18 protein-coding genes and 1 tRNA gene are annotated in these 21,980 nt (G+C 43.3%); 14 read left to right on the plus strand and 5 right to left on the minus strand.

The features are described from left to right. Together GQS54_RS17970 and orn are read right to left on the minus strand one after the other, a co-directional pair. Positions 1-75 (minus strand) — tRNA-Gly (locus GQS54_RS17970). A gap of 169 nt (positions 76-244) precedes the next feature. Then, positions 245-790 (minus strand): oligoribonuclease, encoded by a 546-nt coding sequence (orn, locus tag GQS54_RS17975; RefSeq protein ID WP_166425314.1) that lies wholly within the window; start codon positions 788-790, stop codon positions 245-247. A gap of 112 nt (positions 791-902) precedes the next feature. On the opposite strand from orn, the gene rsgA reads away from it, so the two are divergent. The 4 genes from rsgA (at position 903) to GQS54_RS17995 (ending at position 4,525) form a co-directional block, all read left to right on the plus strand. Next, entirely contained in the window at positions 903-1,931 is a 1,029-nt protein-coding gene (rsgA, locus tag GQS54_RS17980; RefSeq protein WP_166425315.1) for a small ribosomal subunit biogenesis GTPase RsgA, read from the plus strand. 148 nt (positions 1,932-2,079) lie between these two features. Next, positions 2,080-2,940, plus strand: coding sequence for an archaetidylserine decarboxylase (gene asd / locus GQS54_RS17985; RefSeq protein ID WP_166425316.1), 861 nt, complete (start codon positions 2,080-2,082; stop codon positions 2,938-2,940). 2 nt (positions 2,941-2,942) lie between these two features. Further along, complete coding sequence (locus GQS54_RS17990) at positions 2,943-3,809, plus strand: DMT family transporter (protein WP_166425317.1); 867 nt, start codon at positions 2,943-2,945, stop codon at positions 3,807-3,809. 8 nt (positions 3,810-3,817) lie between these two features. Further along, positions 3,818-4,525: a glycerophosphodiester phosphodiesterase family protein gene (locus GQS54_RS17995; protein WP_166425318.1), complete on the plus strand. Its 708-nt coding sequence runs from the start codon at positions 3,818-3,820 to the stop codon at positions 4,523-4,525. Between the two features lie 130 nt (positions 4,526-4,655). On the opposite strand, the gene GQS54_RS18000 is transcribed toward GQS54_RS17995, so the two are convergent. Continuing rightward, positions 4,656-5,069 carry a MerC domain-containing protein gene (locus GQS54_RS18000; protein WP_166425319.1) on the minus strand — a complete coding sequence of 138 codons (414 nt, stop codon included), beginning with the start codon at positions 5,067-5,069 and terminating at the stop codon, positions 4,656-4,658. A 290-nt stretch (positions 5,070-5,359) separates the two neighbouring features. Here GQS54_RS18000 and GQS54_RS18005 point away from each other — a divergent pair, with 290 nt between their 5' ends. The 10 genes from GQS54_RS18005 (at position 5,360) to GQS54_RS18050 (ending at position 20,550) form a co-directional block, all read left to right on the plus strand. Next, complete coding sequence (locus GQS54_RS18005) at positions 5,360-6,715, plus strand: Xaa-Pro peptidase family protein (protein WP_166425320.1); 1,356 nt, start codon at positions 5,360-5,362, stop codon at positions 6,713-6,715. Beyond that, positions 6,715-8,481 carry a DUF885 domain-containing protein gene (locus GQS54_RS18010; protein ID WP_166425321.1) on the plus strand — a complete coding sequence of 589 codons (1,767 nt, stop codon included), beginning with the start codon at positions 6,715-6,717 and terminating at the stop codon, positions 8,479-8,481. Before GQS54_RS18005 ends, GQS54_RS18010 begins: the two co-directional genes overlap by 1 nt. A 164-nt stretch (positions 8,482-8,645) precedes the next feature. After that, complete coding sequence (locus GQS54_RS18015; RefSeq protein ID WP_166425322.1) at positions 8,646-10,274, plus strand: TldD/PmbA family protein; 1,629 nt, start codon at positions 8,646-8,648, stop codon at positions 10,272-10,274. Positions 10,275-10,300: 26 nt separating this feature from the next. Continuing rightward, entirely contained in the window at positions 10,301-11,635 is a 1,335-nt protein-coding gene (locus tag GQS54_RS18020; RefSeq protein ID WP_166425323.1) for a TldD/PmbA family protein, read from the plus strand. Between the two features lie 67 nt (positions 11,636-11,702). Further along, positions 11,703-12,413, plus strand: a complete 711-nt coding sequence (locus GQS54_RS18025; RefSeq protein ID WP_166425324.1) for a DUF4159 domain-containing protein — start codon at positions 11,703-11,705, stop codon at positions 12,411-12,413. 80 nt (positions 12,414-12,493) lie between these two features. Continuing rightward, positions 12,494-13,561: a MoxR family ATPase gene (locus GQS54_RS18030; RefSeq protein ID WP_166425325.1), complete on the plus strand. Its 1,068-nt coding sequence runs from the start codon at positions 12,494-12,496 to the stop codon at positions 13,559-13,561. A gap of 2 nt (positions 13,562-13,563) precedes the next feature. After that, positions 13,564-14,466 carry a DUF58 domain-containing protein gene (locus GQS54_RS18035; protein WP_166425326.1) on the plus strand — a complete coding sequence of 301 codons (903 nt, stop codon included), beginning with the start codon at positions 13,564-13,566 and terminating at the stop codon, positions 14,464-14,466. 2 nt (positions 14,467-14,468) lie between these two features. Next, positions 14,469-16,121 (plus strand): BatA domain-containing protein, encoded by a 1,653-nt coding sequence (locus tag GQS54_RS18040; RefSeq protein ID WP_166425327.1) that lies wholly within the window; start codon positions 14,469-14,471, stop codon positions 16,119-16,121. Continuing rightward, positions 16,121-18,511, plus strand: a complete 2,391-nt coding sequence (locus GQS54_RS18045; RefSeq protein ID WP_166425328.1) for a DUF4175 domain-containing protein — start codon at positions 16,121-16,123, stop codon at positions 18,509-18,511. The genes GQS54_RS18040 and GQS54_RS18045 overlap by 1 nt, the downstream gene beginning before the upstream one ends. Next, positions 18,508-20,550 carry a hypothetical protein gene (locus tag GQS54_RS18050; RefSeq protein ID WP_166425329.1) on the plus strand — a complete coding sequence of 681 codons (2,043 nt, stop codon included), beginning with the start codon at positions 18,508-18,510 and terminating at the stop codon, positions 20,548-20,550. The genes GQS54_RS18045 and GQS54_RS18050 overlap by 4 nt, the downstream gene beginning before the upstream one ends. A gap of 61 nt (positions 20,551-20,611) precedes the next feature. Here GQS54_RS18050 and GQS54_RS18055 read toward each other — a convergent pair whose 3' ends face one another. Together GQS54_RS18055 and ybaK are read right to left on the minus strand one after the other, a co-directional pair. After that, positions 20,612-21,220, minus strand: a complete 609-nt coding sequence (locus GQS54_RS18055) for a MarC family protein (RefSeq protein ID WP_158771152.1) — start codon at positions 21,218-21,220, stop codon at positions 20,612-20,614. A 275-nt stretch (positions 21,221-21,495) separates the two neighbouring features. Next, positions 21,496-21,963, minus strand: coding sequence for a Cys-tRNA(Pro) deacylase (ybaK, locus tag GQS54_RS18060; protein WP_166425330.1), 468 nt, complete (start codon positions 21,961-21,963; stop codon positions 21,496-21,498). Positions 21,964-21,980: the final 17 nt, after the last annotated feature.

The raw sequence follows: 21,980 nt of genomic DNA on the forward strand, positions 1-21,980 counted from the left end.
TGGAGCGGGAAACGAGATTCGAACTCGCGACCCCAACCTTGGCAAGGTTGTGCTCTACCACTGAGCTATTCCCGCATCACTTATGATTTAAAAAAATCACCTACTGTCTCAACAGCGGGTGCGCATTTTACAAAAACTAGCTGAGGACGCAAGTCCTAAATTGCATTTATATGAAATTGATAAGATTAAATGCTCAGTTTATCCACATTATGCTGAAGAAAAGCCCAACGCTGTATAATTTCGCTCAAATATTGAATATATGCTGACGGTAGTAGACCAACTCGGCAATTGATTCACGAATATCATCTAAGGCTAAATGCACGCCCTTTTTAGTAAATCCGTCTAGTACTTCAGGCTTCCAGCGTTTGACCAACTCTTTTAGCGTACTCACATCAATATTGCGATAATGAAAATACTCTTCTAGTTCCGGCATATATTTCACCATAAACCGCCTGTCTTGCCCAATAGTATTCCCGCACAGAGGTGACGCGCCTTTGGGTACATACTTTTCCAGAAACCGAATCGTTTCTGCTACAGCGGTTTGTTCATTAATGCTGCTTTTTTGGCAACGCTGGGTTAATCCCGATTTCCCGTGAGTATCGATGCACCATTGATTCATATTGTTAAGCACATCTTCACTTTGATGAATGGCTAAAACAGGCCCCTCTGCCAAGATATTTAGATTTGCATCAGTCACTATGGTGGCTATTTCTAGCACCACATCTACTTCGGGATGCAGTCCGGTCATCTCCATATCAATCCAAACAAGGTTTTGTGCATCAACCGTCATAGTTACTCCTAAAATCGCGCTAAATTAAGTTGGTGAAAGGAATTGCTATAATTCCGTCCGAGCTAACGTTACCATAATACTAGATATTAGAAGCAAATGCAGATATTCGCCTGTGTCGAAAAAACCAAAACTTACGCATAAACAGCGCCGTCAAGTCTCAAATAATCGCACTAAGCGATTGGCCGTGCCCGCAACAACCCCAACTGATGATCAACTAGAAGATCAACGAGCAGGCCGTGTTATTGGTCGTTTCGGTAAGCATGCTGACGTTGAAGACAGTGAAGGCAATATTCATCGATGTCATATTCGTCGAACTGTTATCAGCGTAGTCTGTGGCGATGAGGTATTATTCCGTCCCGGTAAAGACGGCACTGAAAACATCAGTGGTGTCATTGAAATAGTGCAAGACCGTAAATCAGTACTGACCCGTCCTGATTTTTATGACGGTGTTAAGCCTGTGGCTGCCAACATCGATCAAATTATTATCGTGAGCTCTGTTATACCCGCTTTGTCATTGAACATTATTGATCGCTATTTAGTGGCCTCAGAAGATGTGGAAATCGAGCCGGTGATACTGCTCAATAAAGTAGAGCTTTTAACGGATGCTGAACGCGAGAACGTCGAAAAACAATTACAGATTTATCACAACATCGGTTACCGGGTGGTTTATACCAGTTGTAAAACTCATACTGGAATAAGCGATCTTGCTTTGTGTCTGAAAGATAAAATTAGCGTATTCGTGGGTCAATCAGGTGTGGGTAAATCTAGTTTAATCAATGAATTATTGCCAGATGCAGCTGAGATTACTAAAGAAGTCTCTGACAATTCAGGCTTAGGCCAGCACACGACGACCACAGCCAAGTTGTTACATTTCCCTCAAGGCGGCGATTTAATTGACTCCCCAGGCGTGCGTGAGTTTGCCCTATGGCATATGCCCATGGAGCGTTTAACATGGGGCTTTAAAGAGTTCAGAGATTATATCGGCGGCTGTAAATTTCGTGATTGTACTCATGGAGATGACCCAGGCTGTATTATTCGCGCTGCCGCAGAGAAAGGTGACATCAGCATGCAACGCTATGAGAGCTATCACAAAATACTATCAAACCTAGATGAACAGCGGCCTGCCCATAGTAAGGTTTAGAGGATTAATGTATGCATGGCGGTCACAGAATTATTGATCGCCATAATTAACTAGCATATAGCCCAACGTGCTTATCATCTTTCACACATAGTAAAATATTGCTGTACAATCATTTCCGGTAAAAACTTTTCGTTTTAGGATCCTAATTTTGTTCGACTCGCTAAAAATTGCTTTGCAATACATCACCCCTAAGCATTTGATTTCAAGGCTAGTAGGTAAACTTGCCGCTGCCGAAGCTGGAGGTTTAACCACGGCTTTAATAAAGCTATTTGTTAAACAGTACAACGTCAATATGTCAGAAGCTGAGCGTGAAAACCCAGCGGATTATGTGTCATTCAATGAATTTTTTACTCGTGCCCTAAAAAATGATGCACGGATTATTTGCCCTAACGAACAAGACGTGGCGATGCCAGTTGATGGTGCTGTAAGCCAATTAGGCGATATCAAGCACGACAATATTTTTCAAGCTAAGGGCCACGATTACAGCTTAACAACGTTACTCGGTGGAAAACCTGAATTAGCTACAGCCTTCAAAAATGGTAAGTTCGCCACGGTCTATCTATCACCAAAAGACTATCATCGAATTCATATGCCAATTGATGGCCAGCTAACTGATATGGTGTATGTGCCGGGTGATTTGTTTTCTGTTAGTCCGCTCACGGCAGAACGTGTTCCTAGTTTATTCGCTCGAAACGAGCGTGTGGTCGCCATTTTTGACACACCGAAAGGCAAAATGGCTATGGTCTTAGTGGGAGCAACAATCGTTGCCAGCATTGAAACCGTTTGGGCTGGCACCGTTTCGCCACCTGTGGGGAAAAATGTTGTGCATTGGCAATACCCAAGCGAAGGAGAAGAATCCGTTTTCCTTAAAAAGGGCGACGAATTAGGTCGATTCAAATTGGGCTCAACCATAGTGGCCTGCTTCGAGCCCAATATGGTGGAGTTCGCGGACTATAGCGCTGGAGATGAAACTCGCCTCGGTGATGTTTTCGCTACTTTAACTCAATAGTCATGGATCCCGTTAAAAAAAGTCTGTGGTCTTTGCACCTCACAGTTATTTTATTGGGTGCGACGGCACTTTTCTCTAAAGTAATCCCCCTCTCGGCGACTGATATCACATTCGGTCGCTCAATTATTGCCTGCTTGATGTTGTTTTCATTGGTAAAAATGAGTGGCGGCAAGTTGAGCCTAGCCAATAGAAAAGATTATTTCATTGGTATTGGTTTAGGCGTGTTAATGGCGGCGCATTGGGTCAGTTATTTTGCGGCCATGCAATATTCCAGCGTTTCAGTTGGCATGATTGCCCTTTTCACTTTCCCTGTGATCACCGTATTAATTGAGCCCTTATTTGAAGGGATCAAACTGGTTTGGCAGGACGTTCTTAGCGCGGTTGTGGTACTTTTTGGCATATGTCTGATCGTGCCTGAGGTATCTTTCGATAACGATGTTACTTTGGGAATTATCGTTGGCGTAGGTTCTGCGATGCTATATGCCTTGCGTAATCTATGCCATAGGAAATACTTTTCCCATTACAGCGGATCGCTGGCGATGGCTTATCAAACCTTGGTTATTTTCTTCTGCTTGAGTTTCTTTATTACCCCAGAATTATTCAATGCCAGTGGCCAAACTTACCTATATTTAATTCTACTAGGCACTTTTTTTACCGCCGTTCCACATGCACTTATCGCAACGAGTTTGCAGCACCTGCGAGCAAAAACGTTTTCACTGGTCGCTTGCATGCAGCCCTTATACGGAGTTATTTTGGCTATTTTGGTACTTGACGAACAGCCTAATTGGCAGACCTTTGTGGGTGGATTATTGGTTATTTCAGCCGCTTTGTACGAAACTATTAACACTCAAAAATTACATAAGAAATAGGCCTACCTATGCTTGTTTTTGCCCATCGTGGTGCTAGTGCCGATGCCCCTGAAAACACCTTACTTGCCGTCAAGAAGGCCTTAAGCCAAGATTGCGATGGTATAGAAATAGATGTACACCAACATGGCGACCATTTGTTGGTGATACACGATCATTGGTTACATCGCACGACTAATGGTCAGGGGCAACTGAGTGAATACACATTTGAACAGCTACAAAAACTCGATGTAGGCCTTGGTGAGAGTATCCCTACTCTGTGGCAGGTAATGGAGTGTGTTGCCGGGCGCTGTTTGTTGAATATAGAAATTAAAGGCGTGCACGATGTACAACTGGTACTCGATAATATTGAAAAAGCCTTACATGAACTTAATTTCAGTCTAGATCATTTTATCGTGTCTTCGTTTGATCATCATTTACTGCGCAGTATTAAAGAACATAAACCCGATTTAAAAATTGGCGCCCTAACGGCAAGTAAGCCTATTGATTATGCAGGCTTTGCCCAGTCGCTAAATGCGTATTCAGTCAATGCAGATGTCACCTTTGTCGATGAAGCGTTTGTGCTCGATGCTAAACGTAGAGGCTTGAAAATATTTGTCTATACAGTTGATCAGCAAGCAGATTTAGTCAAGTTAGCTAATTGGCAGGTAGATGGTGTATTTAGCAATGGCCCAGGACGAGCAAAAGCTTTTTTGGCACGCCAAACGAGTGCTGACTAGTCACCATACTTGAATGCTTCTGTAGAAGGTAAGTGCAGGAATACGTGTTAAGACTGATTTATGAATGCTTTGGCGGATTATTTTTTAGAGACAGGTTCAAACGGGCGTGACAACCACGCCTCATCTAATACTATTCCGCAGAGCAGCTCGTTGTTTCAGTATCACAACTATGACAACTCTTACACAATTTCAAATTCACGACATGGGCACCCACAATAAGCATGGCGCCTACCGCGATGGTGAAAGGCTCGTAACTCTCGCCAAACATGTCTTTATTCCAATAAATAATCCCCCCAAGCATTAAGCTATATAAGGGATAAATTCGACGGTGATAACGATAGAAGCCAGATAACAATGCCCAAAATCCAACGATCATGGATAACGATAAAATTATGCGTTCAAACCAATCTTCGGCGAAGAAGCTTGCTCCGATTAAGGGTAATAAGGGAATAAGAATGGGCAACGCCAAACAATGCACCGCGCATAAACTTGAGGCCCATATGCCTAGTCTATCTAATAGCGATTTTTCTTGTATTACTTGCATTGCGAGTGAATCCTTAATAAGCAAGACGTTATAATATAACATAATTAGCCAATTGCAAAATTATTTCACTTTTTTTAGATGAATTAATCAGCAAAATATATCTAACATATACTCAAATGCTTCTTTGTGGGCTGTCATAATGCCTGCGCTATCAAATTATCGGCCTTAATTAACGTTTCGCGAATGGGTTAATTTCCTTACAGTTCGGTTTTAGCCATTTTATAAACTGGCTATATCTCGCCGACCTTTTGTAATAACGTTGTGGGTAAGTGTTTTAAGGAATGAACCTGATGAAGTTAACTAAAAGAGCTTTTATAAAAGCTGGGGCAACAGCCATTGCCACCCTTCCCCTTTCGCAAACTGTTTTGGCGGCCAATACTGCCTCGACCAACCCACCGACCAACGCAAAAACGTTAGAGCTAACTAACATTAGCTCAAACAGTACGCCCATTAGCAAAGCTGAGCGCGTTGCGCGGATCCAAAAAGCCCAAATATTGATGGCGCAATTCAATATAGCCGCAATGATATTGGAGCCTGGCGCGGCCATGGATTATTTTACGGGTATTCAGTGGTGGCGTAGTGAACGTCTAACGGCGGTGGTTATTCCAAGAGAAGGAGAGATTGCTGTACTCTGCCCTTTCTTTGAGGAGCCTAGTATCCGTGAATCGCTTCAAGTAGGTGACGATGTCCGCGTGTGGCAAGAACACGAAAGCCCATTTACCTTAATACAGCAAATATTGAAGGACCACGGCATTCAAAAAGGCCAATTAGCATTTGAACAATCCGTACGCTACTTCGTACTGCAAGGGACTATTGCATTAATGGATAATATGCAGCATACATCAGCCGACCCTATTACTCAGGGCTGCCGCATGTTTAAGAGCGCCCATGAAATAGCTCTGATGCACAAAGCGAATGAAATAACCCTGAGAGCATATGCCCATGTGCACGCTAACCTCGCTATTGGTATGAACCAGCAAGACGTCAATCGGTTGATGAGCAATGCACAGAAACAACTCGGTGGCAGCGGTATCTGGACAATGGCATTATTTAATGAAGCCAGTGCGTATCCCCATGGCAGTAAACAAGCGCAAACTATTCAAGCGGGATCAACCATCTTAATGGATTGCGGCTGTGCGGTGCATGGTTACCAATCAGATATAAGCCGTACATTTGTTTTCGGCGAAGCCAGTAAAAAACAGCAAAAAATTTGGCAAACTGTGCGCCGAGGCCAACAAATAGCTTTCGAAAAAGCGCAACTTGGCACCCTGGCTGGTGCGGTTGACGATGCGGTGCGAGCTTACTACCAAACACAGGGCTTAGGGCCTAATTATCAATTACCAGGTTTATCCCATCGCACAGGCCACGGAATTGGTATGGAAGGCCATGAACCTGTTAATTTTGTGCATCATGAACAAACCCCGCTTCAAGTAGGAATGTGTTTTTCCGATGAGCCCGGTATTTATATTCCAAACGAATTTGGTATACGGTTAGAGGATTGCCTGTATATGACAGAAAATGGCCCTAGCTGGTTCACCACACCACCAGATACCCTTGAATCACCCATCGGCAAGATAAGCCCTTTAAACGCAACCCTATCTGCCCTACTCCCTTTGCCCTTATCGACTAAAGAAGAAACCATTTAATGAAGCAGCCGACATTATTGAATAATGCATCTAGTGCATTGATTAAAATACTGAACAGCCTTACCTTGTTATTTATCAGTTCAACAGCCTGGGCGGGGGCAAACGAAGATTTCTCGGCCCTGCTGGACACTCATTGGCAAGAAGCAAAAAAGGAAAAAATATTCTTTCGTACCGACCCTGACGGTTGGAAACCCCACGGCAAACTTGCCGACTTTAGTGAGCAAGGATTTGCCCGCCGTGACGCATTTAATCAGCGTATGTTAGATGCGCTGGATACCATAGATATGAATCAGTTGAGCCCGGAGCAACAGGTTAGTTATCGCTTATTTAAGTATGAACGAGAAACTGAAGCGAGCAGTTATCAATTTCAAGACCGGTATTTCCCCATTAATTTTCTAAGCGGTTGGCATACCTATTTTGCTGAAGCTCCGGCCAATATGGCGTTCCAATCAGTGCAAGATTACGATCAATACTTGGTCAGTCTGGCTGATTATCCTCGATTCAATCAAGAAAACATCGACTTACTCGCGCAAGGCGTAACGAAAGGGTTTGTACAATATTGTGAAACGTTCAAAAATTATCAACAAAGCATCACCGCGCACATAGTTGATACACCAAAAGACAGCGCGTTATACGAGCCTTTTACGCGCTTCCCCAATCAGTTTAGTGAGGTACAAAAAGCCCAATATGCACAAAAAGGGGCTGAACTTATTAGCCAAGCTGTGGTGCCAGCTTATGCCCATTTTTATGATTATTTTGTTAATGATTACATGTCTCACTGTCGTAAAGAGCCGGGAATAGCGAGTGTCAAAGGCGGTGCTGAATATTATGCTTATACTGCCAACTACTACACCACGACTGACCTGACACCTAAGCAGATCCATCAACTTGGCTTGGACGAAGTAAAGCGCATAAGTAAAGAGATGAACGCCATTATCAAACAAGTGGGCTTCAAGGGCAGTAACAATGAATTTTTGCAGTTTTTAGCCACCGATCCGCAATTTTATGCTCAGGATCGCCAAGATGTATTAGAAAAAACAGCCTTTATTACCCAGAAAATGTACGGCAAATTACCGAGCTTTTTTGCTACTTTGCCGCGGAACACTTTTACCATAAAAGGTTCGGCCTCAAGAGGCGCATTTTATATGCCGCCACCAGATACACATACCCCCGGCACCTATTTTTTAACGTCTGATCCTGCCCAGCAACCCCTATACAATCTTGAAGCATTGAGCTTACATGAAGCTGTTCCTGGTCATCACCTGCAAAACGCCATTGCTATGGAACTTGATGTTCCGGAATTCCGTCGCACCTTGAGCCATTCGGCCTTCACAGAAGGCTGGGGCTTGTATTCCGAACGCCTAGGAAAAGAAGCTGGGTTTTATCAAGATCCCTACAGTGACTTTGGTCGATTAGGTTACGAGATGTGGCGGGCTGTGCGCCTAGTGGTTGATACCGGTATTCACGCTTTTGGCTGGAGCCGCCAACAAGCCATCGATTATTTGGCCTCACGCACTGCGCTCACAGCAAAGTCCACAGCAGATCAAATTGATAGATATATATCTTGGCCCGGTCAAGCCCTGTCATACAAAATTGGCGAGCTTAAGATTCGTGAACTCCGAAGCCAAGCAGAACGCAGCCTAAAAGAAAACTTCGATATACGCCAATTTCACGATGTGATCATAGGGCAAGGCTCTTTGCCCATGGCCGTATTAGAAGACAGTGTGAACCAATGGATTGAAACACAGCAAAAACACGATGAGTAACCGTCTGTTACGGCTTGTTACGTATTAAACATACATTACCAGTCAAAGAGTACAAAGCCGCCTTGAGTGACTTTAACTCTTTGCCATACACTAAGTGGTCAAAATATAGACTTCTTAGAAAGTTGTAAAAATCATAACAATACCTAACCCAGGGGACAGAGCAAATGGAAAGACGCGACTTTATTAAATTAGGGAGTGCCGGCATGGGCGCTCTTATGCTACCCATATCGGGAACGGCGATTTCAGCCGACCAACTACTCGATAAACCTATGGACGTAGCCTATAAAAAGAAGCTTGCTGATATCGCATTAAACGCAGCAAAAGCGAAAGGTGCAACTTACGCTGATGCTCGCATCGGCCGTTATTTAAATCAATTCGTCACGACCCGTGAAAACCGCGTAGATAATATCGTGAATACTGAATCTGCTGGTATTGGTGTGCGCGTAATTGCCAATGGGACATGGGGATTTGCTTCTACGTCAAATATGACCCCAGATAGCGTGGCCAAAACTGCTGAACAAGCTGTCGCCGTCGCCATGGCCAATTCTAAGTTTCAAACGACGCCGGTACAACTCGCTCCTGTTAAAGGCGTGGGTGACGTTAGCTGGCAAACGCCCATTGTGAAAAACGCGATGGAAGTGCCGATTCAGGACAAAGTAGATTTACTCTTATCTGTTAATGACGCAGCGATGCAAAATGGCGCTAGTTTTATCAGTTCACGCTTATTCTTAGTAAATGAGCAAAAGTATTTCGCGTCGACTGATGGCTCTTATATCGATCAAGACATTCACCGTCTATGGGCACCGTTTACCGCCACTGCCGTCGGTGAAGACGGTTTCAAGCAACGTTCAGACTTAGGTAATCCAGTTGGTATGGGTTATGAGTATTTAGACGGTTTAGAAAAAGACAAAGTGCGTATTCAAGGCGCAAACATTGGATACAACAATTCTTACGATATGGTTGAAGATGCTGCCGCAGCGGGCAAGCAACTACAAGCCAAGCTTAAAGCTAAATCAGTTGAGCCTGGTAAATATGACTTAGTGCTTGATCCCGCCCACCTAATGTTAACTATCCACGAGTCAGTAGGCCACCCGTTAGAACTTGACCGCGTACTGGGATACGAAGCGAACTACGCGGGTACTAGCTTTGCAACGCTAGATAAGTGGAAAAGCGGTAAGTTCCAATACGGTTCCGACATAGTAAATTTGTATGCTGATAAAAATCAACCTCATACATTAGGTAACGTCGCTTATGATGATGAAGGTGTAAAAACCAAAGAGTGGGATTTGATTAAAGACGGTATATTGGTTAATTATCAAGCCACACGTGACCAAGTACATATGCTTGGCCAAAAAGAATCTCACGGCTGTAGTTACTCACAAAGTTGGCGTGACGTGCAGTTCCAGCGTATGTCTAATGTTTCATTGCGCCCCAATGATAAAGACTTGTCTGCTGATGATGTGATCAAAGATGTAGAAAAAGGCATTTATATTGCCGGTCGCGGCTCTTACTCAATCGATCAGCAACGCTATAACTTCCAGTTTGGCGGGCAGTTGTTTTACGAAATTAAAGACGGCAAAATTGTTGATCAGATCGAAGATGTGGCGTATCAATCAAACACCCAAGAATTCTGGAATAGCTGTAGTCAATTAGCCGGTAAATCAGATTATAGAGTGGGCGGTTCGTTCTTTGATGGTAAAGGCCAGCCTTCACAAGTAAGCGCAGTTTCTCATGGTTGTCCAACCACGAGATTTGACAACATTAATGTTATTAACACCGCGCGCAACGTGTAAGCAGCTCACTTAGAAGGAATATAATCATGACAATTATCACCCAACAACATGCAAAAGAGCTGCTGAGCAAAGTACTCAAATTCTCAAAAGCCGATGAATGTGAATGCAATTTAGAAAGTAAAGTCGGTGGCAATATTCGTTACGCACGCAATACCGTTTCTACCTCTGGTCAGGAAAGCGACCTTATTCTTATCGTCCAATCTACCTTTGGCAAGCGCACAGGTACCGCAACAATCAATGAATTTGATAATGCGTCACTTGAAAAAGTCGTTCGACGCTCAGAAGAACTCGCCAAACTTGCCCCAGAAAATGAAGAATTCATGCCACTGTTTGGTCAGCAGAAATATGCCGAAGCCAATACTTATTTTGACTCTACTGCCAATGTTACGCCAGAAGACCGTGCTCAAGCAGCATTTGACAGCATTGACCCATCGAAGAAAAACAAGTTAATTGCAGCTGGCTTTTTAGAGGACGAAGTGTTGATGAGTGCCATCATGAATAGCAAGGGGTTGTTTGCTTATAACACATCAACCAACGTGGATTTCTCAGTCACTATTCGTACCGAAGATGGCAAAGGTTCAGGCTGGTCGTCGGGCAATTACAGCGACGTTAAGTTATTAGATACGGCTAAATTGTCGTCTATCGCCATTCAAAAATCGAAAGGTTCAGCAGATGCCAAAGAAATGGAGCCGGGGAAATACACAGTAATTCTTGAGCCTGCAGCCAGCGTAGATTTATTGCAGAATATGATGCGATCTTTCGATCAACGCTCAGCAGATGAAGGGCGCAGCTTTTTAAGCAATAAAGTGGCTAAAGGTGAAGAAGGACCTAAAAATAAATTAGGCCAAAAAATGTTCGACGAACGTGTGCACATTTATTCAGACCCTCAGCACCCTATAGCCCCAAGCACCCCCTTTGCCGGCAATGGATTTCCGCTGCATAAAATTGATTGGATAAAAGACGGTACCATTCAAAATATGCCCAACTCGCCTTACTGGGCGAAACATACCAAGCGTGATTATATTCCAGCGAGCCGTAACATTATTATGAGCGGTGGCGATCAATCATTAGCAGACATGATCAAGAATACTCGCCGAGGTGTGCTTGTAACACGTCTATGGTATATACGCGCACTCGACCCACAAACCTTGCTTTATACTGGTTTAACCCGGGACGGCACGTTTTACATCGAGAATGGTAAAATTAAGTACCCAATAAAAAACTTTCGCTTTAACGAAAGTCCAATCATTATGTTGAACAACATCGAAGCGCTTGGCGAGCCACAGCGTATTGATGGCAACATGATACCGCCTATGAAAATCCGTGACTTTACCTTCAGCAGCTTGTCTGACGCAGTATAGGTCGATAAGTCTCAGGCTCATATGAGCCTGAGATCTTCAATAACGGTATTGACTGTGTGTGGTAGCCATGAGTATTCAACGACGACAATTTATTAAAAATGCTTGTATGGCTTTTACTGCACAGGCTTTTTGTGGTGGCCGTTTTTCATGGGCTCAAAGCGATGATTTCGACTTTTACTTTACCCGATTAAGCTACGAGTCTGGTGATTGGGAAGTAGACGAGCGTATGCCGGCTAATATGCTCAACTCATTGATTGAATATACTAGCCTGCGAGTGGATATTAAAGAGCATATCGTCCCCTTGTCAGACCCAGCCATGCTTAACGCTCCATTTTGTTATATGGCAGGCCACAGGCTGATTCAATTTAGTGATGCTGAGGCGCAAAACTTTAAGCAATATGTAGACAACGGTGGCTTTGTATTTGTTGACGATTGTAATCATGATATCGACGGTATGTTCGCCAAAACGTTTGAGGCACAAATGGGCACGTTATTTGGTCAAGATGCATTGCAAAAAATCCCCAATGATCATCCACTTTATAGCGCATTTTTTACCTTCGATGGCCCCCCCCGTACATCCATTGAGCTTAATGGTTGGGGTGATGATCTAGTACATAACTACTTAAAAGCTATCCTCGTAAACGATAAAATAGCCGTTTTATACAGTAATAAGGATTTGGGCTGCGAATGGGATTATGATTTTCGCAATAAGCGTTGGCTAAAAGAAGACAACACCAAATTTGCCGTTAACATTGTGCTTTACGCTATGACGGCTTAAACCTTCAATTTAAATGATTAACTCCAATTAACTAATAGCGCAACGAATGCGCAGACTATAAAACCATAGGTAGTATGACCATGAGCACAAATGAAGACGTTAAATTACCAGCTCAAGACGACACCTTATCTGAGCAGAATATTTTACAGTTACTCGCCAAGCTTACCTCTGTCACAGACGAAATCGCACGCGTAATTGTTGGCCAACGAGACGTCGTTCAACAGTTATTGGTCGCCATGCTAGCTGGAGGACATTGTTTGCTTGAAGGCGCACCAGGTTTGGCAAAAACCCTAATGGTCAGCTCACTGGCTAAGACCTTAGAGCTAGATTATAAGCGTATTCAGTTCACCCCTGATTTAATGCCAAGCGATATCATAGGTACAGAAATATTGGAAACCGACCATGATAGCGGCGAGCGTTTTTTTAAGTTCAAGCAAGGCCCAGTATTCACTAATATTTTGCTGGCAGATGAAATCAACCGCACACCACCTAAAACTCAAGCGGCTCTGCTTGAGGCCATGCAAGAACGCACTATCAGCTATGCAGGCAGTATTTATTCCTTGCCTAAGCCCTTCTTTGTATTGGCCACACAAAACCCGGTTGAACAATCAGGCACCTATGCATTACCCGAAGCTCAGTTGGACCGTTTTTTAATGTTTGTACGCGTCGAATATCCAAGTGCAGATGAAGAAGTTGAAATTCTGAAACGCACAACAGGCACCCACAGTGCCACGTTGAAAGAAGTACTGCACACGCAAGATATTCTTACGCTACAAAGCTTAGTGCGCCAAGTTGAGATATCCTCTGACCTAGTTGAATATATTAGTGCACTGACCCGTGATACACGCCCTGCGGGCAGCAGTAGTCAACAGGTCATCGACTTCGTGCGCTGGGGCGCAGGCCCTCGCGCCGGTCAAGCATTGGTTTTATGCGCCAAGGCAAATGCTTTACTAAATGAACGTTTTGCCGTAACGCTAGCTGACATCCGCAGAGTTGCCCATGGCGTACTGCGCCACCGAATACTGCTGAATTTTCAAGCTGAGGCGCAAAATATTACTACCGATGCCGTAATCGATCACCTGCTGAAGAATACGCCGTTACCAAAAAGCCCGTTAGCGTTAGCAACGCCTAATAGCAACGCTAGCTAACCATGCAACAGTGGATTGACCCTCTTACCCTTTCGCGAATTAAAGATATGCCTTTAGTAGCCAAAACAGTGGCAGAAGGCATATTACAAGGGCAACACACCAGTGTACAAAAAGGTTCAGGTATCGAGTTTAGTCAGTACCGTAGTTATGAACCTGGTGATGAGCTAGGTAAGGTGGACTGGAAATTATTTGCTCGCTCAGACCGTTATTTTGTGCGCGAAGCTGAACGTGAAAGCGATACACATGTTTGGCTAGTGCTCGATGCGAGTCAATCAATGTTGCAACAATCAGTTGCCAGTAAGGCACAAAACGGCTGGAATAAACTTGATTATGCCCGTTATTTGCTAGCGACCATTGCTTATATCGCGCAGCAGCAAGGTGACTCAGTCGGTCTTATTGGCTTGTCCGATCAACAGATTGACTATCTGCCCTGCGGTTCAGGACAGCGCCACTGGCATAAATTAATGTTGCAGTTAAGCCAACTAAAAGTAGGTAAGCAATTTCCAAACAAAGAAAACTTACACACACAACTCGGTAATATATGCCCTCAAGGATTAATCTTCGTGCTCAGCGATTTTATCCAGCATGATCAGGAAATACTCGATTTCATGCAGCCATTAAATCACAGTAAAAACGAACTGGTCGCTATGCAATTGATTTGTGACGATGAAGTCAATTTCCCATTTAAAGGGGCGATACGTATGGAAGACCCTGAAACACAGCAGCAACGACTGGTTTCAAGTCAAGATGTAAAAGCCTCTTACCTTGCGGCCTACCAGCACTTTCAAATGGATTTACAAAACCGCTTAACAGTCCAGAACATCAATTTATTTACCGCCAATATTGATCAGCCTTTAGATGAAAGCGTATATGCCTACTTGGCTTCTCGCAGAAAAGTCAGATAAGCGTGACGAGCATCTTTAATGCACTGACTAACTCGTGGCTATCACCTTGGTGGTTACTTGCCATTTTTGCGTTTGTTATCCCGCTGACTATCCACTTTTTCAGTAAAAGCAAAGCGCCGCTTATTTCCTTTGCCCAATTTACACTGATCCCCATTAAACAGAGCACGATACCTAATGCCATGCGCCTCAGTGAGTGGCTATTATTGGCCCTGCGGATATTGATTCTGCTATTACTCAGCTTACTACTAGCTCAATGTATCAAGCCAACCGACGACGACAGTAAGGTCGAATATTTCATCGTAAGTAATGATTGGCTTGCCGCAGCCAATCAGCAACAAAAAGAGACGTTTATCGAAGAATTTAACCAACTATCTAAGGCGTCTAAAAAACGCTTAATATTGTTGAATGGCAGCGAAAGCTCATTTGATCCGGATATGACCGCTAGTAACGATTATCAGCCAGGCACCGGCTACAAATCTAATCATCAAGGACCAATAACCCTCGCTACTTTAGACATAGATGATATATCGCGGGAGCGTATTTTATCTGGCGATCTTCAATTGACGATTTGGCAGCAAGTTGCCAATTTTAGTGCCACCCATCCGCATGTACTCCCGGCCAATATTCAGGTGTTTGCCACTAATCACTTAGCCCAGTTCAATAACGAACGTGTTGCTGTGCCTGCAAATATAAACTGGCATATATTAAAAACAACAGATGTGCCCAATAATAAATTAATATCAAAAATTCTGCTGCTCTCGAGTGATAAAAAACAACCTCAAATAGATTATTTACGCGCTGCATTTAATGCCATTATTACCCGAAGCGAACGCGAAATACAATTTGATGTGGCCCTACCGACTGCTTTTTCCGGTTGGACTGAATTAGCCCAATACGACTGGATATTCTACCTTGGAGATTTAACTCCCACACCCGATTCGCTCGATAAGCTAAATCACTATGTTCTAAATGGCGGGCAGCTATTTTTAAGTGCCTTAAATGTGCATAAACGAGGAAATTGGCTCGTTAATACGCCACATACCTCTGTCAGTGATTCTATTATTGACGCGGGTAGTGATGCAAGCACACCAGATACCACTAGCCCCATCAGGCTAAGCCAAATAGGTGAATCTCCGACGGTATTGGCATTTCTATTAAACGTCAATCCTGATTCTGAACAAGAGACGTTATGGCAAACTCCCGACCAACAAAACGTATTAACCAGGACCACATTTAATACGCCAAACAAAAATGGTCAGATAATGACCTTTTATAGTCGGTTTGAGGCGAATTGGACAGACTGGGTAACGCACTTAGACTTTCCATTTGCCTTAGATAATGTGTTAAATGAACGGCTTTATCGTGAAAGTTATCTCAATAACGCTCACATCACTGAAGCGCAAATCATTAGCGATATCGCGCCTAATCATGCAAAGTTAAGCGATATGAATTCTGCTGATAGATCTCAGATAAAACATACTGGGGGGACAAAAAATAAGCCCCTTGAGCAGCGTTTCAATCAAGCACAGTTTAATAGACGTAGCGAAGATAACACTCAATTTTGGTTGCTCACTTTGTTGATTGCGGCGTTTTGTACAGAACGAGTTTGGTCAGAGTATAAACCTAAAGCAAGTGCGCTCGGCAGGGAAAAGTAATGGCCCAGAAGCTGATGTCCCGAGCTCAACGATTGCATACTTTAAAGCGTGCATTGCAAAAGAGTAAAAAACGTAAATTACTGCAACATATGCTGCAGTGCTCTCCTTTTATGTTTGTGCTTACTTCGATTACTTATTTTGCATTTAACTCGGGTAATTCTTTATGGCTCAGTGACAGTCAATGCTTGATATTACTGGGTATAGCATCCTTTATTTTCGGGCTCGGTTTTATGCGCCCTTCTTATAAAAAAATCACTCTGAGAAATTTAGCAAAACATCTCAACCGACGCTTTACATCCCTTGAAGAGAGCTGCGAACTGTTGCTAACAGAGGACGATAAAGAAGGAACAGTAACACCTTCTTCAGAAACATTACTCAGCAGCATTAAACATTTACAATACAAACGCAGCGCCGCTGCCTTCGATAATTTAAGTCAGGATAGAAACGTTGATTTAGCAGTAAATTACCCACTTAAAGTACCGCTTTTACTCAACCTTATTACAGCGATGATGTGTCTTTTAGGTGGGTATTTTATAGCTGAGAATAAGCACAGTAATCCAACATTAGTTGAAAAAGCGTCTCTCCATGAAAGCGGCAGTGATGAAAATAGTCATACCGATACATTAGCCAATATTCTCTCGGCGCAACTAGCTGTCATTGCGCCTGAATATACCCTTGGTAAAGCAGGCTATTTAGCCCATCAACTGCAACCTTTAGATGCGCAAGTACTTGCTGGCAGTAAGGTATCGTGGCGTTTCGACTTTTCTATCAGCGATGCACAGTACACGCTCAAATTTAATGCTGATGACAGCGTAAAATTAGTCCAAACCGCCGATGGATTGTTTACCGCATCAAAGGTTATTCAACGCGCTTGCGTTTACCAAGTACTCGATGCAAAACAGCGAGTTATTGCGGTGCATACGATTGGTGTAACACCTGATGCCCCTCCCAAAATCACATATATAACACCCCAAGCTACCATTACTGAAATTCAAACTGCTGATGACGCATCTAAACCTTTGATAAACACTCAAGCGCTAATAAGTGATGATTTTGGCTTAAGTAAAATTGAGATTGTTGCTTCGGTCGCTAAAGGCTCGGGTGAATCCGTTAAATTTCGAGACAGTGTATTTTCCTTCGATAGTGTGACCGATGCCATTAGTCATAAAGAGGGTCAACGACGCTATAGCAAGTCGTGGGATTTAGTTGAACTTGGAATGACACCTGGAGATGAGCTGTATTTTAGTATCAGAGCGTGGGATAACCGCCAACCTGAAGGTCAGTTGACGCGCTCGTCGAGCAAGATTGTGCGCTGGTTAGATAAAGATGTTGAAACTGTTTTTAGTGAAGGTATCTCAGTCAACAATATGCCAGCCTATTTCAAGAGTCAGCGGCAAATAATCATCGATACCAAATCGCTGATTGAAGAAAGTGGGGCGTTAAGCGACGCGGCTTTTAAGCATTTATCTCAAGACTTAGGAATCGCCCAAGCAGACTTAAAACATAAATATGGTCAGTTTGTCGGGGATGAAATCAGTGGTATCACGCGTTCTATGGAAGATGGCGGCAGTAAGAGCAACGAGGAACATAACGATCATAATGACAGCGGTGAAGAAGATGCTCACGAAGGGCACAGTGATCACGAAGGGCAAAATGCTCACGAACAACAGAATATAAACGATAAATCAGGTTATCAAGCAATGCTGGAACAGTTCGGCCATGCCCACGGCGAAACTGATATCGCCATATTTAAGACCAAAGGCTCGATAGAGCAAAATCCTCGTGTAATGATGAAACGGGCCATTGGATACATGTGGCAAGCTGAGAGTCAATTATTGTTAAATCGTCCACATGATGCCCTACCCCATGAAGAACAAGCTTTACTGTGGCTAAACCGGGCCAAAAAAGCCGAGCGAATTTATGTGAAACGACTAGGGTTTGAGCCTCCGCCTGTCAGCGAGAAGCGCCGTTATCAAGGTGAGTTGGGGGATATTAAGAATAAGAAACACAACATACCTACAGTTGAAAATGAAAATGAAGCGCAAACACTCTCGCTAATGCTCACGCTACTCAACGACCCTTTGCGCCCAGCATTACCATTCAATGAGAACGAAATAAAAGTACTGCAAAATACCGACGCATTGCTTCAAAAAAGGCTAATTAACGATCCTAATGCTATTCATGCATTGGCGCTGCTAGCACAAATTCAAAGCGCGAATAAACGCTATCCTCCAACATGTGAATTGTGCGCGCAACAATTGCAAGAACAGCTATGGCAGCTTTTACCAGCCGCCAAAAGCAGCCCTTTGTCACCTAATCGGCCTTACAGCAATTCTCAATCTACCATTACGCACTATGCAGAATTTTTACGTAGCAAGGAGCAACAATGAGCTGGCAAATAGCACAGTTAGGCGCATATACGGTATCTTCGCCCGCTAATATGTCGTTAGTTCAATGCACTATATTAGGCTCGATGTTACTGGCTGCATGGTTATTGGGTAATCTATTTATTTATCGTCGTTTGTCTAAATCTACGTTTTATGTTTCATGCTTACTATTAAGCCTAAATACCTTAGCATTTATAGCATTTTTGGGTACCGTGTTAGATATCCACTATGTCAGTGCACAAACTAATCAAGCCATATTCATCACGCCTGGCGTAAGCCAAGATAAGCTAAACACAGTGGTCGATGATAAATCATCTAACAACAAGCTGTTTACGTTAGAGCGCAATTTGGATGTGGCCAATGCGACCTATTTATCATCCCCATCTCTACTTGTTAAAACCATGCCTAATGCTAATAAAATAATGGTTTTGGGTGATGGATTAAGCCCATATCAATGGCAATCACTATTCGCTAGTCAACCTAGATGGGGCAACATTCACACTAGCAGTATCGCCGTAGCATTCACGCCTGGAAATAAAACGGTGGGTTTAGTCGATATGAGTTGGAAAAAACAACTCACCCTTGGTGAAACCCTTACTATCAGTGGCGCTATACAAACCCCTAACACGCGAGTTGTTGCCGACAATAACGATGTTATGAAATATTCATTACAATTACTCTCACCAAGCGGTGACGTGCAACAAGAACTGATGCTAGAAGCCGGACAAGTATTTAATCTAAATACCCAACCTAGAACGGCTGGCCAATGGCTCTATAAATTACAGTTAATAGAACGAGGTAACGAGCAAAACATACTCGAGCTGAGCGACATAGCGGTATTTGTTGAAAAGCCATCTGGGCTGCGTTTGGCCATTTGGCAATCGTCACCCTCTTTTGAAACCAAACATCTTAAAGACTGGGTCGGCGCTGCGGGTAGTCAGGTGACAGTTGTTACACAAGTTAGTCAAGATGCCTATCTACGACAAACGTACAATCAACCCGAAACGGCCGCTGATGATCACTCTGGCGAAGGTTTTTATAATAAGCAAGCGCTTGATAAAACAGATATTTTATTAATCGATGGGCGCGGGTTCATTCGCCTTTCAGCAGATGAATTGACACGACTACAAAAAGCGGTACAAGACGGATTAGGTTTGCTTATTTTTGCCGATAATGACTTAGCCAGTAGCAATCTAAACACAGATCCCCCCAAGGAAAACAGCCTTAGGATCCCTACTATACAAACAGACGAGCAAGCCGCAGATGAGCTAGCTATTGATTACGCCGATGAATACATAGTGCCAAACAATAACGCAAATAGCAGTCAATTATTAAGCGTATCTGCCCTAAGGTTTAACGATGAAAAAGGCGATATTTTACTTAAAGCGATCAATCAACGTACTTTAGTTAAGCGTATCAAAAACGGATTAGGGCAAGTGGCGCTTACCTTGTTACCGCGCACGTATGTATGGAAACTTAATGAAACTCAGGAGGATTACACGTACTTATGGCACTACTTATTCAAAAAAATTGCGCGTAATACCCAGCAGAATAAGTGGCAAAACGAGCAGCAAAATCAACTAACGTTAGTGCATACCCTCGTAAATGCGTGTTTGATTTCGCACAACGATATATTTGACCTTGTCGAGCCCCATGCGCTTATCGAGCGCGTTAACAACCAAACCCTTATTCAGCGGTCGTTATTTTTAAATCAACGTCCAGAACAGCCGGCTTGGTGGTGCGCTCACTATTGGCCTGAATCCTCTGGCTGGCATCGTATCTATACTGCTAAAACCCATGCTGCCGAACAAGCTAAAAAACAACTAACGTCATCAGTTACAGAGCAATACCGCTATGTCTATCCAAGTGATGCCTGGCCTAGCTGGCAGCAATCAATTAAACATTTAGCTAGTACAGAAGTGGCCGCATCAGCATCTGATATCACCGTGAATACTGATTATAGTCCGTTACATAAAGGTTGGTTTTATGGCTTGTTATTACTGCTACTGACCCTGTTATGGATAGCCCGCCGCTTGCTCTAAAATTCAGAGCAAGCGCACGATATATAGGTGGTAGTAAAGCGATCGTTATAAAACGGTTATTTTATAATGCAAAATAGGTTTTAATTCCTTCAAGAATACTGGCGGTTGCAACAGAAGCTAATATTAACCCCATTACCCGACTAACAATATTAGCCCCACCATTACCGATAACTTTATGAATTGGCCCTGCCGTTAATAGCAAAATAAGCGTAATCAACAGCACTGACAACATAATACCCGTTGTTGTGGCCTGTTCAGCTACAGTATACCGGGCATTTTCAGTTAGCATAACGGCAGCGAGCATCGCACCTGGACTAGCGATAGACGGCACTGCTAACGGGAAAATAGCTGTTTCAGTGACCGACTTAGCCATGCGTAACTCGCTTTTAGCTTTACCCTCACCAAAGATCATCGTTAACGCGAAAAGAAACAACACAATACCACCTGCTATTTCAAAGGCAGAAAGTGGTATTCCCATGGCTGACAGCACATACTCACCGGCCACAATGAAAAACAGCAGTATACCGGCAGCGGCACAAATAGCTTTGTAGGCGATATGGCGCTTGGCTTTGGCATCAAAGTCTGTGGTAGTCGCAATAAAAACAGGTACGCTACCGATAGGGTCAATGACGGCAAAGAAAAAAATAAAAATCGGTATTAATTCGCTCATATGGCTCCTACGGAAGAAAAGTCACGGAGTAAGGTAATAAATACTACCCTAACAAGAGTGGGGGTGTTACTTAAATAATGTGTTGAGAATTGATACTCCTTAGTAAATAAAATAACGACAAGGTAAAATGATTTAACACCGTTTAGGCGCAGAATATAGCATATGTGGGGCTATTTAGTCGATAATAAAAATGTTATCTAATGTATCTAGTAGTCGTGAAATAGGTAGGATAAGCGATTAAAATACGGCATCGTCGCTTAAGTGCAGGGTGTATATCACTGACAAATATCAACGAATTTGGCATTTAACACAGAGGCTAAATCATCTGGTATGAGTGCGATTTCTAATCCTCGCTTACCCGCACTGACGTAAAAGGTCTGCAGTTGACATGCGGAACTATCAATAATTGTCATTAAGGGTTTCTTTTGTCCTAAAGGGCTTACGCCCCCTAACACATAACCGGTCACTCGCTCGACTTCTACTTTGTCAGCCATTTGAGCTTTTTTTGCTCCCGCAGCTTTAGCCAATAGCTTCATACTCAGCTTATGCTCTACGGGCAATACCGCCACGCACAAGGCTTGCGAATCGAGCTTTACGACAAGTGTTTTAAACACAACATTGGCAGCAAGATTTAATTTCTGAGCTGCTTCTAGACCAAATGATTCGACATTCGCATCATGTGTATACTGCAGTACCTCGTGAGCAATTTTATGCTTAAGCAGTAAGTTAATAGCAGGTGTCATATTACCTTTCCTTGTAT

The organism is Paraglaciecola sp. 20A4 (assembly GCF_011378905.1).
Taxonomy (GTDB): Bacteria; Pseudomonadota; Gammaproteobacteria; order Enterobacterales; family Alteromonadaceae; genus Paraglaciecola.